This is a genomic window from Brevibacterium oceani (assembly GCF_017948325.1).
GTDB classification, from domain to species: Bacteria; Actinomycetota; Actinomycetes; order Actinomycetales; family Brevibacteriaceae; genus Brevibacterium; species Brevibacterium oceani.
Window position 1 is genome coordinate 728055 of sequence record NZ_CP072846.1, and the last position, 13285, is coordinate 741339.

Sequence of the window (13285 nt, forward strand, 5' to 3'; positions counted from 1 at the left end):
GAATGGTTGCACCGCTGCAACCGAACGCCACTCACAAAGGACACGGAATGCTCTACGTCGACAGCCTGCTCTGCACCCCACTCGAGAAGGAGAAGCCTGACCATCGCCCCGCTTTGGAAGAGATCGCGGCCGGAGGAGTCGGCTGCGTCACAGTCACTGTGGGTTTCTGGGAGGACGCGACCGAATCGATGGATCAGATCGTCCGCTGGCAGCACATGGCCGAGGACAATTCCGATCTCGTCGAGATCGCCTACACAGCCGATGACATCGAGCGAATCGCGGAATCAGGACGCTGCGCAATTCTCCTCGGTTTCCAGAATGTGGCCTTCCTCCAGGGGCGCCTCGGCTATGTCGAACTCTTTGCCCGAATGGGGACCCGGGTTGGGCAGCTGACCTACAATATTCAGTCCGATATCGGCGGATCCTGCTATGAGCCCCACGACTCGGGGCTCTCCCGCTACGGACAGTACGTGGTTCGAGAGATGAACCGATGCGGAATGGTCGTGGATCTGTCCCATGTCGGCAACATAACGACCATGGACGCTATTCGACACTCTGCGGAGCCAGTGGCCATCACACATTCGAATCCGGCTGAGTTGGCGCCGCACCCGCGGAACAAGCCCAACGACGTTCTCGATGCGCTCAAGGACAACGGTGGTGTCATCGGGCTCTCCGTGTATCGCAACATCGTCGGCGAGCATACGACGCCGGAGAAGTGGTCGGAGCTCGTGGCATGGACGGTCGACCGGATCGGCATCGACCACGTCGGCATCGGAACCGATTTCGACCAGACGGGCGGGATGGCTTATCTCGAATGGATGCGTCAGGGCCGGTGGGCAAGGGAGATCCAATACGGGGCGGGTTCGAAAGCCAACTCTGGTCCGCAGCCACGTCTGGGGTGGTTTGACGCCCCCTCCCAGTTCCCCAACGCGGAGAAGTGCCTGCGCGACCGCGGGTTCACTGACGCCGAGGTCGCGAAGATCATGGGCGGCAACTGGCTGGACTTCTACCGCCGCACATTCAAGTCACTCTGAGGGGACCGACGCATGACCGTCACACAGCCGTCAGCTCACATTACGAATACTCACGAAGGGTCGTCTGCCATGGCTGGACCATTCGTCTCAGCATTGGCACTGAGCAAGCAGTTCGGCGAACATCGAGCCGTCGACAACGTCTCTCTTGACGTTTCGAAAGGTGAAGTCATTTCGATCATCGGGCCCTCGGGCGCTGGAAAGTCAAGTCTGATCCGGTGCCTCAACCTCCTCGAGGTTCCTGACGCCGGAAGTTTGAGAATCGGTGATACGACCATCGATTTCGACAGCGGCAGACCAGGCAAGGCGCAGGTCGCCCGATTGCGGCGCTTCACCGGGATGGTCTTCCAATCGTTCAATCTCTTTCCTCACTTCACTGCTTTGAAGAACGTCGCGCTTCCACAGATGCGCGTGCATCGGCGGTCTCGAGCGGAAGCCGAAGAGCGGGCAATGGAAGAACTCCGCCGAGTCGGTCTCGCGGCCAAAGCGGACGCATATCCGGCTCAGTGCTCCGGTGGTCAGCAGCAGAGGATCGCCATCGCGCGATCCCTTGCCATGGATCCGGAGCTGATGCTCTTTGACGAGCCGACATCGGGCCTGGATCCCGAGATCGGTGCAGAGATCCTTCAGGTGATGAGGAAACTGGCCGCCGACGATATGACGATGCTCATCGTCACTCACGAAATGGAATTCGCGCGGCAGGTCTCCAACCGGATCGCTGTGATGGTCGATGGCGCAATTATCGAACAGGGCAGCCCCGAGAAGATTATGTCCGACCCCGAACAGGAGCGAACGAACCGATTCCTGTCAGCCGTCCTGGGGCGCTGATATGGGGGAGATCATCGCGTATATCGCCATGGGCACCGGGTGGACGGCTGTCATGACCTTTGGGTCGGCGGCGATCGGAATCGTCCTCGGTCTGCCGATGCTTGCTCTGGCTCAGAGCAGGTTCAGCGTGCTCCGCGGAATCTACCACGCCATCGTCCATGTCGTTCGCGGAGTGCCGACCATCGTCTGGCTCTTCATCGCCTTCTTCGGGGTCGGCCAGCTTGGCCTCACCCTCTCGCCCGTGGCGGCTTCCCTTCTGGTGCTGTCGATCATTGCTGCGGCATACATGGCCGAGATCTATCGCGGAGGGATCCAAGCCGTACCGGCGGGTCAATGGGAGGCCGCCAATGCGCTCAATCTCGATCGACTCTCAACTCTGCGCTTCATTATCGGGCCGCAGCTTTTCAGAGCAGTCAGTCCGTCCGTCGCTACTCAAATCATCGGGCTTCTCAAGGATTCGGCTCTAGTGTCGACGATCGGCGTCGCTGATCTCGTGTTCCGGGCCGGCATCATGACCCAGTACCACGCGCATGGTCTCTACATGTTCGGAATCGCGGGTTTGATCTACCTGGCTTTGAGTCTTCCGATCGCAGCGTTCTCACGTTCCATCCACGCCCGCATCACGAGGAGGTATGCCCTCGCATGAGCGATTTCTCCTGGCTCTACGACTGGCCGCAGTTCATTCCGGATCTCCTACCGGGGCTCGGCGTCGCCATCATGCTCACATTGTTCTCGTGCCTCGGCGGTTACATTCTCGGGTTCTTCCTTGCGCTCGGAGTCGAGTCGCATCTGAAAATCGTGCACTATGCCGCTCTGGTCATCGTCGAACTCGGTCGAGGGGTTCCGATCCTGGTGCTGCTCTTCCTCGTATATCAGGGGCTGCCCCAGCTGGGAATGATGCTCGATCCCAATCCGGCAGCATTGGCGGCATTGATGTTCTCAGCCGCTGGGTACTCCTCGGAGATGATTCGTGCCGGCCTCAACTCCGTGTCGGCCGGCCAGGCCGAGGCGGCGAATTCTCTATCAATGTCATCGGCGGACACTTATCGTTTCATCATCATCCCGCAAGCTGCTCGAATCTCGATTCCGCCGCTGGTCAATCTGACGATCATCATCTTCCAGGCCACGTCTTTGGCCACTGTCATCACGGTGCCTGAAATCATGCAGCGTGCCGGAGTGATCGGCGCGGCCACGTTCGAATACATGTCTGTGTACACCGCAGCAGCAGTGCTGTACCTGTGCATCACCATTCCCGGGGCGGTCCTCAGCGGCTATCTGGAGAAGACGATGGGACAGAAGAAGCGTTCGAAGCGGAAGGCTGTGAAAGCTCTGCTCTCAGGGAGTCCGACGCAATCTGCCACCGTCGCCTGACGCGTCCTAACCACTATCTCAACAATCACTATCGACAAAGGAGTCGCAATGAACAAGAATCTACTGGCAACTACGGCAACCGCCTTGCTGCTCGCCCTGAGCGGATGTGGCGGGACGCCTCCCGGTGCACCACAGTCCGTGGCTGAAGACTGCACCCCACGGGATGAGGGACTGAAGACGCTCAAAGAGGGCTTTCTGACAGTCGCCCAGTACGAGTATGTGCCGTTCTCGATGTCGGATTCACCCGGTAGTCTCAGCGGGCTCGAGGGGGACGTGCTCACAAAGTTCGCAGAACTCGAGTGCCTCACTCTCGAAATCAACAAGGGCGATTCTCCTGCGATGATCACCTCAGTAGCGACGGGGCGGGCAGACACGACGCTTGGTTCGTGGTATCGGACGCAGGAACGCGCAGAGAAGGTGCGACTTTCCGCCCCAGTAGTCACCTCGCCGTTTTCGTCGGTCACTGAAGAGGGGATCGACAACTTCGATGATCTCAAGAATCTGGAGATCGGCGTGGGGCAAGGCTTGATCGGAGTCGACGATATGAAGAAGGTCTTCGGTGGTCAACTCAAGATCTATCAGAATGACGACGCGGTACTCGATGACATCGTCGCGGGCCGAATCGACGGGTCTGTCCAGGGATACATAGCAGGCACACAGTATCTCAAGAAGCACGAAATCGAAGGCTTCACTGTCACGCCGCTGAAGCCGGACGAGCGAGTGCCAGCTACCAGCGAAGCGGGTCAGACCAACTTTCCAGTCAACAAAGACAATGAAGAACTTGGTAAGGCTCTCGACGGTGTGATCAAGGAGATGCGTGAGTCGGGTGAGCTCGATGAGATTGCGAAGAAGTATGATCTCGATCCTCAGGTGATGCATCCAGGCGAACCGAATCTGCTGTGATTACCAGCACGCTGTGCCCTGAAAACGTGCGTTCTAGAGCTTGCCTCTCGAACTAAAGGAATAATGAGGTGGTATGAGCCTGCAGTCCGTGAGCAAAACGATACTGGTATTGGAAACGTTTCTGACCTTCCCCGACGGCTTGGCCAGCGTGTCACAGCTCGCCAGAAAGCTCGACTGGTCGAGGGCAGCGACCCACCAGTATGTCTCCACTCTGGCTGAGGTCGGCTGGCTGGTTCAGAATGAGAAGCGAGACTACCAGCTGTCTCCCAGAGCTGCATTGTTCGGTCGGTTCGCCATTGAGTACTCGGGGGTTCCTCATCAGGTCAGTCAGGCGATGGCAGAACTGGTCGACACGCTCAATGAGCCGATCTCCTACGCGGTGCTCAATGGCAATGAAGCGATCATCATCGAACGGCATGAACCCAAACGACCCTTCTCAATGACCGCTGAGCCCCATCTGGAGCTGAGAACCTCGGCGTCCGGGATGGTGCTGTTGGCATTCGACGCGCACTTGGACAGGAATAGATTCGCTGAGATGACCGAAACGTTCGACACGGTTCGCGCACAGGGATACGCACAATCCCATTCAGAATGGCTCGGTGACGTCGTCGACGTCGTCGCCGTACCGATCATGTCGCGAGGGGAGTGCCTCGGCGCGCTGAGCGTGATCGCGCCCGACGGCCGTTTGGACATACCCAGAGCACGGAAGGAGCTACTCGCGGCTCGAATGAGAATCGAAGAGGCGGTCGATACCACTCAGACGTCACCCGTGTGACGCTGTCACTCAGCATGGAGGTGATGGATCTACGGATCAGACCAGGTGTCATGGTGCTTCTTCATCGCCTACGCAGGCTCCTTGGACCGTGTGAAGTGAGTGGGACGCAGCAGTCCACGATCAGTTGAGTCGGATTTACGGTCTCTGGGTTCCGACTGCGATGGTGGGCGGCCCGGTGGTAGTGCTGTTCGGTCGAGCTGGTCTTCGTATGCCCGACCCACTCTCAGATCCTTCGGCGCTGCCACTGACGGACCCAGGCACGGCCGTAGTCGTTGCCGTTGGGTACGCGCATGAGCGTATGCACATGGAAACGTTGGGGGACGTCGTAGTCGAGGAACACTCCGCAGTGGTGGTCGAGTTCGACGATGAGCACCGGTGATTGGAACCGGTAGTAGAACACGTCTCCCGGCTCGGTCCCGCCGATCCAACTGAAGTACGACTCGTTCAGGTGTTCCCTGACTTCGCGCACCTTCGCGCGCCGCGGCCCCTCGGGCAGGATGTTGAGGAAGGTCGCGACGAGGTCGATGACGGCCTCCTGCGTCCGCGCATCCATTGTGTCCACCCGTACCCCCTCATAGGGGATGACCCGGTTGTCCTGGAACGCTCCGGCAAGATGGCGCTCGTCACCCGGATGAATGCGGCCCTCGGGCATCGCCGGATCGACGATCTGCTCGTATATGACTGCCTCGGCACGTTGACTGTCACTCAACAGAGCCATGAGGTCGGTGCCGGCGTCGACACGATCGTCGAACGAACGCAGACCTGCATGGGGTCCCGCGTCGATCTCGTTCGGCTCGGCCCCGTGGAAGACGGGTGAGACGGTCATTCGCCCCTCGACGACGAGGCAGTTGACCGCACAATGATGACCGTAGAGCTGCCATCCCCAGGGAGCCGTGAGATCCGGAGTGCCGTAGACGGCGAAGTTGTACGAGAACTCGCCGAGGATGGTCTCCAGTCCCAGGACCTCACCGAGGAATCCGTTGATGAGCATCATCGCATGGGTGAGTTCGAACCCTTCGTCGCTCAGGCTGGCCCTGACGAGGTCGAGTGCGGCCTGCTGTACCTGTTCCGAAACGAACTCGAGCCGCAGGCCGGTGTCGAACTGCATGAACTCGGGATTGGCCCAGGTCTGCCATTCGACCGCGTCGACCGGATAGCGCAGCTTCTCCTCCTCATCGGCGGAGCAGGCCGCGAACAATGCTTCGGCCGCCTTGAGCATGTCCGCGACCGGCGCTTCCTCGCCCGGCTCCGCGGGAGTGAGCGGGTAGAGTCCTTCGACGGTCTGTCCGTCCGAGGTGACTCCGGTGAAGTCGTTGAGGTAAAGCGGTTCCCAACCGGCGATCAGGCCTCCGGTGAACGTGCCCGGGGTCTTCGCGGCCTCACGGTATTCGTAGGCATCGAGTCCTTTGAGGTCGTCGATGCGGGGGTGGCCCGGCGGGTACATGAACTGCCGGAACGGGGTGGTGTTCTCATCGGTCATCTGCGTCTCTCCTTCGACACTCAGCTGCGTGAGGAAGCGTGGTCGGCGACGGCTGCCCGGACTGCCTCGAGGTCACCGGCGGTGATGGCGGCGACGAGGTCCTCGTGCACCTGCAGTCGGGTGCCCCAATAGCTCGCGTCGACTTCGCCGTCCTGTTCGGCGTGAGCACTTGAGAGGAATCCCAGGGTGCTTTCGTAGACAGGGCGGGCCATCGAATTCGGGCAGATCGCCGCGATGGCCGCGTGAAGCCTCCAGTTGCTCTGCATGAAGTCATCCCAGCTCACGGCCTCACGCATCTCGGCGAGGACTGCCTCGAGTTCCCGGCAATCGGCAGCTGACCGGTGAATGGCCGCCTTCACCGCGATGAGCTCTTCAAGCGACTCGCGCAGTTCGATCGCGTCCGCGGCCGAGGCTGGATCGCCCTCGACGCGCATGAGTGTATGTCGAAGGCGCACGATCGGGGTCGTCTTCGCCACGAAAAGACCTCCGCCTCGACCTGGTCTGACGACGAGGACTCCGCGATCACGGAGGAGCTTGACCGCCTCGCTCACGGTGGTCCGTGCCAGCCCGGTCTCTTCGCGAATGGTCTCGAGTGTGCCGAAGAAGTCGCCGGCGCCCAGTTCCCGTTCACGGATGGCGTCGCGGATCGATTCGGCCAGGTGCTCCCCGCGCGACAGCGGACGGGAACGGCTGCCCGATCGGGGGAGGAGAGCCTCGGCGGAGTTCTGGACATCGTCGGTGATCTGTGCCATATTTCTATTTAACCATACAAAACATACATATGTTGAAGTTCTTTACTCTGCGAGGAGATGCAATGAAGCTCATCGGACTGGAAGCTCCCGACCACACCACCTACGTGGCCGACCGAGTGTCTGCGACCGAGGCACGTGTGATCGGGGAACTCCGGGAGTTCTGGTCGGATGCCGATGCGCACATCGCTGCGACAGGTGAGTCCGAGCGCGGAGGAGCCGGTGAGGTCGTCGCCATCGCCGAGCACCGTGTCGTGCCCCCGGTGCTGCCCGAGGCACGAGTCATCTGCATCGGGCTGAATTATCGCGCCCACCACGCCGAAGGCAGCTTCAAAGAAGAGGCCTTCCCTGAGCACCCGACGCTCTTCGCACGCTGGACGCGCAGCCTCAGCGTCGACGGTGCCGAAATCCCGGTGCCCGCCAACGAACGCGGCCTCGACTGGGAAGGCGAGATCGTCGCGTACGTCGGCGCCACCCTCGCGGACGCCGATGAGGACGAAGCGCAGGCTGCGATCGTCGGATACTCGACCTTCAACGACGTCACCTCCCGGATCGCGCAGAAGCTCACCTCCCAGTGGATCCTCGGGAAGAACGGAGACAATTCGGGACCACTCGGCCCGATTGTGCCTGCCCCCGAAGTCGGCAGCCTCGCCGATGGACTGCGCGTGCAAACCCGAGTCAACGGCGAGACCGTCCAAGACGGCAACACCTCCGATATCGTCTACTCTCCCGCCTCGACGCTGTCGCTCATCTCGCGCACCTTCACGCTGCGGCCCGGCGACCTCCTGGCCACGGGGACACCCGAAGGGGTCGGCTACACGCGAGAACCGGAATGGCTTCTCCACCCCGGCGACACCGTCGAAGTCGAGGTCGACAAGCTCGGCACCCTGCGCAACCGCATCATCGCGCGCTCGAACTGAGCCTGCGGCATTCTCCACCCATCCTGTCCGCATCCACTACTTCAAAGGCGAAGAACAATGACACAGCTGCGAACCCCCACCTGGGCGATCCTCCTCATCTGCTGGATCGCTCTCCTCTGCGATGGATACGACCTCTACGTCTACGGCGCCACCCTGCCCGGTTTCCTCGCCAATCCCGACTGGGGCGTGACCAAGAGTCTCGCCGGCACCGTCGGGAGCATCGCCCTCATCGGGATGCTGCTCGGCTCCCTTGCTGCCGGAACCCTCACCGACAGGCTCGGCCGGCGACGGCTGCTGATGACCTCGCTCGGCATCTTCAGTCTCGGCATGATCCTGTGCTCCCTCGCCCCGAACTTCACGGTCTTCGCAATCTTCCGGTTCATCACCTGCATCGGAGTCGGCGGAGTCCTGCCCACCGCCGTGGCCATCGCAAACGAGTCCGCGCCCAAGGGCAAGGTCTCCCTCGCCGTCGGAGCAGTGCTCACCGGGCCGCCAGTAGGCTCGCTCGTGGGAGCCTTGAGCGCCACCGCCCTCGTCGTCGACCACGGCGTGCGCCCGGTCTACGCCCTCGGCGGGCTCTCACTCATCCTGCTGCTCGCCGTGTGGCGGTGGCTGCCCGAATCCGAGGTCTTCCTCGCGGCCAAGGCCGCTCCCGTCACAGCAGGTCGTGTCCGCGCTTCGGGGGTCTCGCGACTGTTCACCGCCCGTCAGCTCGTCCCGACGCTGCTGTTCTGGATCGTGTGCGCAATCAGTATGCTCACAATGTTCGGGATCACGACCTGGCTGCCCGTCATCATGCAGGGTGCCGGATTCGCCGCACAGTCCTCCATCGCGTTCCTGTCGATCTACTCGCTGGGCTGCATCATCGGTACCGTGGTCATCGCATGGATCGCACAGCAGTCGGCACCGAAGTACATGGTCATCCTCGGTTTCTCGATCGCGGCACTATCACTGTTGGCTGTGTCGATGACGGAGAACCATCTCCTGCTGTTCGCCGCGATCTTCTTCGCCGGCGTTGGAGGAATGGGCACTCAGAACATGATCAACGATCACATCGCCCAGTACTATCCGCCCGAGGTCCGCGCCACCGGACTCGGCTGGGCTCTCGCCGCCGGCCGTCTCGGCGCCATCGCCGGACCCACCTACGGTGCGATCGCCGCCACCGTCGGCGGTTCACCGGGAGCCGCCGCTCTGTGGTTCGCCATCCCCGCCGTGCTCGGCGTGGTCGCAGCCATCGCCATGCCCCTGCGTGACAGAACCGCAAACGCCACCACGTCCACGCCTGCTGAAGGAGTCTCTGCGTGACCATCGTCCACGGACTCGACCGGGTTCCTACCCGCACGACCGTCGCCATCGCCGGCGGCGGCCCGAGCGGAACCTATCTGGCCCTGCGCCTGGCAGCGGCCGGCATCGACTCGGTCGTCCTCGAACCGCGAGTCGAGATCGACCGGCTCCGACCGCGTGCCAAGACCACGAATGCGCGAACCATGTCGCTGCTGGCCGGCATCGGACTGGCTGAAAGAGTCCGTGAGACGGCCGCTCTGCCTGTCTCCTATTCCCAAGACGTCATCTTCTGCACGAGCCTGAGGGGCCACGAGCTCAGACGCTTCCACCAGGCGTTCCAACTCATCGACGGAGACTACGATCTCTCCCCGGAATGCGGTCAGCAGATTCCCCAACCTCAGGTCGAGCAGGTGCTGCGGGAGGCGGCCGCACGCAGCGACCACCTCACTTACATCACCGGAGTGCGAGCGTCGGGTGCGAACCCGTCGGCCGCGACCGTGAGCGTTGCCTCGGCCGACGATGCGGACAACGGCACAGTCGAACTGGAGGCGAAGTGGATCATCGGGGCCGACGGTGGGACATCGCGAGTGCGCAAATCCCTCGGCATCGCCTTTCAGGGAACGAGCGCCCCGCGCCCGAACTTCAACGTCGTCTTCACCTCGGCGAGGCTGCGCGACCACGTGAGCATCGACCCGGCCGTGCAGTGGTGGATCATCAACGAGTCCACCTCGGGGATGATCGGCGAACTCGACCGCGACGGCACATGGTGGGCCATCCTGCAGGGCTGTGAACCGATCGACGACCCCGCCGAGGTGGCCGCAACGATCCGGACGATGGCAGGCGTCGGCCCCGACGTCGACATCGAGGTTCTCGCGACCGATTCGTGGACCGCGCGGATGCTGCTCGCCGATTCCTACGGAGGTCGAGAGAGCAACGGTCGCGTCTTCCTTGTCGGAGATGCGGCGCATCTCAATCCGCCGTGGGGCGGACACGGATTCAATACCTGCATCTCCGATGCGGAGAATCTCGCATGGAAGCTCATCGCCGTCCACGACGGGTGGGCGGAGGAGAGTCTGCTCGACAGCTATGAGGAAGAAAGGCGTCCTGTGGCGGCTCGGATGATCGCCGACGCCGCGGCGAACGGCAAGGCCCTTGCCTATGACTTCGTCGACCCGCTGCTCGACGAGGTCGGTGCCGAGGGCGATGAGGTGCGAACGAGGGTCCGTGAAGCTTTGGCGGTCAAGGCCAGCGAGTTCCACTCCGAAGGACTCGTGCTCGGATACGAGTACGCCGGGACCTCCCGCGTCGCTCCTGGTCCGATCCCCTTCGTCGATGCCGTCGAATACCGGCCCCAGGCTCTGCCCGGATGCCTGCTCCCGCATTTTCGCCTCTCCAGCGGAGCGAGCGTGTACCCCGATGCGCGCGGCTTCACCGTGTTCGTCACCGACGACGCTTCGGCTTACCTCGCTACCGAAGCACTTGAGCGCACGGCCAGAGAGCACTCGATCCCACTTCGAGTCATCCGATTGTCGGGAACCGATGCCGAGACAGCGCGTGAGCACTGGGGTGCCGAACTCATGCTCGTGCGGCCGGACCTCCACATCGCGGCCACTGCGTCGGCAGCTGCCGAGAGCGACGACGTGGCTGCCGACGGTGCTGGCACCGACGACGCTTCACCGGACGCAGTCCTTGCAGCGGCGCTGCTGACGGCGGTCGGGATGCCGACGACAGGAGACCGATCGAGCGAACGCTCGGACGACTCGGCCCCGCGCGACGCGAACCATCAGAGGGAGGCCTCATGACCCACACCATCGCATTCGACCCGAACCATCCCGAGCTGCTCCTCGACCTCGACGTTCCCACCGGCCTGCCACCGGCGTCCGGGTGGCCGGTCATCGTCTGGGTCCACGGAGGCGGGTGGCGCCTGCAGGATCGCACCGCCCGTCCCGATTTCTCCCGACACTTCTGTGCGGCCGGTTTCGCAATGGCCTCCATCGACTATCGGCTCGCCCCCGAACACCCACATCCGGCCCAAGTCCTCGACCTGAGGCAGGCGCTCCGCTGGCTGCGCAGACATGCCGGCGAATTCGGCCTCGACCGTGAATCGATCGGCCTGTGGGGTTCCTCGGCAGGGTCGCACATCGCGGCGTTCACGGCCCTGAGCGCGCACACACCGAGGCTGCCCGGCGAGACGATTCCCGCCGACGATGAGGAACTGAGCACCGAGGTCGCTTGCGTCGTCGACGGCTACGGCCCGGCGGATATCGCGGCTCTGCTGCCCGGGTTTCCCACTCCCGCACCACGACAGGAGGAACCAGGACAGGAGCCAGAGCCGAGACCGGGCGAACGACGCGCGGCCACGCCAGAGGAGGACCTCCTCGGCGGTCTTCCTCCCACTGCTTCCGCATACGAGGGTCTGCGTGAGCGTGCTCGCAAGGCGAGCCCTGTACACCTCGACGTCAGCGACCCGCCGCCCTTCTTCATCCTGCACGGGACCGCGGACACCGCGGTTCCCGCTGATCAGTCACGGAGCCTCCACGAATATCTGAGTGCACGCGGCGGTGAGTCCCTGCTCTACCTCATCGAGGGCTTCGGTCATGGGTTCTTCAATCCGGGAGAAGTGCTCGAACTCGGTCCCGGCATCCGACTCGACAACGGCCGTCTCGAGGCCGAACCCGAGACGCCCTTCACTGCGGATAACCGCGGCAGCTTCGACCCGGGTGGACGTCACCCGTCCTTCACGCTCGTCCGTGACTTCTTCACCCACCACCTCGGCGGGCCCGAGCGCTGATCGGCCACCACGCCGACCCCACGTTCCACCACTGATGAAAGGCCGACAATGACCACTGCATTCGACTGGGAGAGCATCCAGAAGACCGCTCTGCTGCGTGACGAACTTCCCGGGGAACTCGCCCCATTCGCACTGTCCTCGGGCGAAGGCCTGCGCCACCACCTCGGCGACTGGCACGTGACGACGATGGCGAGACACGCGGACACCGGTGGGGAGTTCTCGCTGTACCGGATCGCCCTTCCCGGCGGGCCGGCCACTCCGGCTCTGTCAGTTCCGGGGCACTCGTTCATCCACGTCATCGAAGGCGAGGTGACTCTGACCTTCGACGGTCGAGTCCACCGACTCATCGGAGGGGATTCGGCATCGATCCCTGCCGGGACCGGGTTCTCAATCTCCGGTGGGGCGACGCTCAACTCGTTCTTCCTCTATTCCACCGAGGAGTGGCTGCACCGTTTGGCCGCCGAGGCCGGGGAAGCGACGGGATCGCACATCTTCTCCAGGCGTCCCGCCTCGGCGGTCTCCGAACTGCTGCGCAGCGAGCTCAGTGATGGGTTCGGGGTCACGATCCACGACGGAAACGGACCCTCGAACGGCGAATCCCTTGTCGGGGGCGAATCCTCGGTCGGGGGCGCCGAAGCGAAGCGGCCTGGCAATCATCTGCCCGAGGGTGAGGTGCCCTTCGTCAACGCGGCCGGGCACGGCGACAGGTTCGAGACCTTCGAACAGATGAACGCCTACCCGGTGCGCGCCCGCAACACCGGAGGCAGGTTCTTCGCCATGGACACGCGGGGCGCCAAGGCACCCTACATTCCGCTGCACTTCCACCGGGAGCATTCGGAGAACTTCCTCTGCCTCGGCGGTCGAGTCAAGCTCCACGCCAACGGCGAAGAGGTGGTCCTCGCTCCCGGTGATTTCCTCCATGCGCCGGCCGGAACGATCCACAGCTTCTCTCTGGCCGCGAACAACACGCACATGCTCGGCCTGCTCACTCCCCCGGTGTTCGAGCCGTTCTTCGAGTACATGAACGAGCCCACCGACGAGTACGTCCACGTCGAGGGCGGTGAGCCGCACTTCCCGGCTGCTGGATTCGCGAAGGCCCAGGCAGAGCTCGACCTCGTGGTGGTGGGGCCGCCGCCGGAGTCCTGACTCTTCC

Annotated in this window: 13 protein-coding genes; 11 read left to right on the plus strand and 2 right to left on the minus strand. The window is 62.8% G+C overall.

The genetic code is table 11. The annotated features are described in order from the left end of the window. Positions 1-2 precede the first annotated feature (2 nt). From J9314_RS03175 to J9314_RS03200, 6 genes are all read left to right on the plus strand, one after another. Entirely contained in the window at positions 3-1034 is a 1032-nt protein-coding gene (locus J9314_RS03175) for a dipeptidase (protein WP_210604494.1), read from the plus strand. 12 nt (positions 1035-1046) lie between these two features. Beyond that, positions 1047-1859 (plus strand): amino acid ABC transporter ATP-binding protein, encoded by an 813-nt coding sequence (locus tag J9314_RS03180; RefSeq protein ID WP_281412358.1) that lies wholly within the window; start codon positions 1047-1049, stop codon positions 1857-1859. A 28-nt stretch (positions 1860-1887) separates the two neighbouring features. Further along, positions 1888-2505: an amino acid ABC transporter permease gene (locus tag J9314_RS03185; protein WP_210604496.1), complete on the plus strand. Its 618-nt coding sequence runs from the start codon at positions 1888-1890 to the stop codon at positions 2503-2505. Next, entirely contained in the window at positions 2502-3230 is a 729-nt protein-coding gene (locus tag J9314_RS03190; protein ID WP_210604498.1) for an amino acid ABC transporter permease, read from the plus strand. Before J9314_RS03185 ends, J9314_RS03190 begins: the two co-directional genes overlap by 4 nt. Before the next feature lie 48 nt (positions 3231-3278). Beyond that, the gene (locus tag J9314_RS03195; RefSeq protein ID WP_210604500.1) at positions 3279-4133 is read left to right on the plus strand and encodes a substrate-binding periplasmic protein; all 855 of its coding nucleotides are present in this window, start codon (positions 3279-3281) and stop codon (positions 4131-4133) included. 73 nt (positions 4134-4206) lie between these two features. After that, on the plus strand, positions 4207-4908 hold the full coding sequence (locus J9314_RS03200) for an IclR family transcriptional regulator (RefSeq protein ID WP_181276308.1): 702 nt from the start codon (positions 4207-4209) through the stop codon (positions 4906-4908). Between the two features lie 223 nt (positions 4909-5131). Here J9314_RS03200 and J9314_RS03205 read toward each other — a convergent pair whose 3' ends face one another. Both J9314_RS03205 and J9314_RS03210 read right to left on the minus strand, forming a co-directional pair. Beyond that, on the minus strand, positions 5132-6388 hold the full coding sequence (locus J9314_RS03205) for a DUF3500 domain-containing protein (protein ID WP_210604501.1): 1257 nt from the start codon (positions 6386-6388) through the stop codon (positions 5132-5134). Positions 6389-6408: 20 nt separating this feature from the next. Further along, positions 6409-7140: a FadR/GntR family transcriptional regulator gene (locus J9314_RS03210; RefSeq protein ID WP_210604502.1), complete on the minus strand. Its 732-nt coding sequence runs from the start codon at positions 7138-7140 to the stop codon at positions 6409-6411. 62 nt (positions 7141-7202) lie between these two features. Between J9314_RS03210 and J9314_RS03215 the strand changes: the two genes are divergently transcribed. From J9314_RS03215 to J9314_RS03235, 5 genes are read left to right on the plus strand one after another with little or no spacing between them, the layout of a single operon-like run. Next, positions 7203-8057 (plus strand): fumarylacetoacetate hydrolase family protein, encoded by an 855-nt coding sequence (locus J9314_RS03215; protein ID WP_210604505.1) that lies wholly within the window; start codon positions 7203-7205, stop codon positions 8055-8057. A gap of 57 nt (positions 8058-8114) precedes the next feature. Continuing rightward, entirely contained in the window at positions 8115-9362 is a 1248-nt protein-coding gene (locus tag J9314_RS03220) for an MFS transporter (RefSeq protein WP_210604507.1), read from the plus strand. After that, positions 9359-11143: an FAD-dependent monooxygenase gene (locus tag J9314_RS03225; protein ID WP_210604508.1), complete on the plus strand. Its 1785-nt coding sequence runs from the start codon at positions 9359-9361 to the stop codon at positions 11141-11143. Before J9314_RS03220 ends, J9314_RS03225 begins: the two co-directional genes overlap by 4 nt. Further along, on the plus strand, positions 11140-12132 hold the full coding sequence (locus tag J9314_RS03230) for an alpha/beta hydrolase (protein ID WP_210604509.1): 993 nt from the start codon (positions 11140-11142) through the stop codon (positions 12130-12132). The genes J9314_RS03225 and J9314_RS03230 overlap by 4 nt, the downstream gene beginning before the upstream one ends. Positions 12133-12180: 48 nt before the next feature. Then, complete coding sequence (locus tag J9314_RS03235; RefSeq protein ID WP_210604510.1) at positions 12181-13278, plus strand: cupin domain-containing protein; 1098 nt, start codon at positions 12181-12183, stop codon at positions 13276-13278. The last annotated feature ends 7 nt before the right edge of the window (positions 13279-13285 follow it).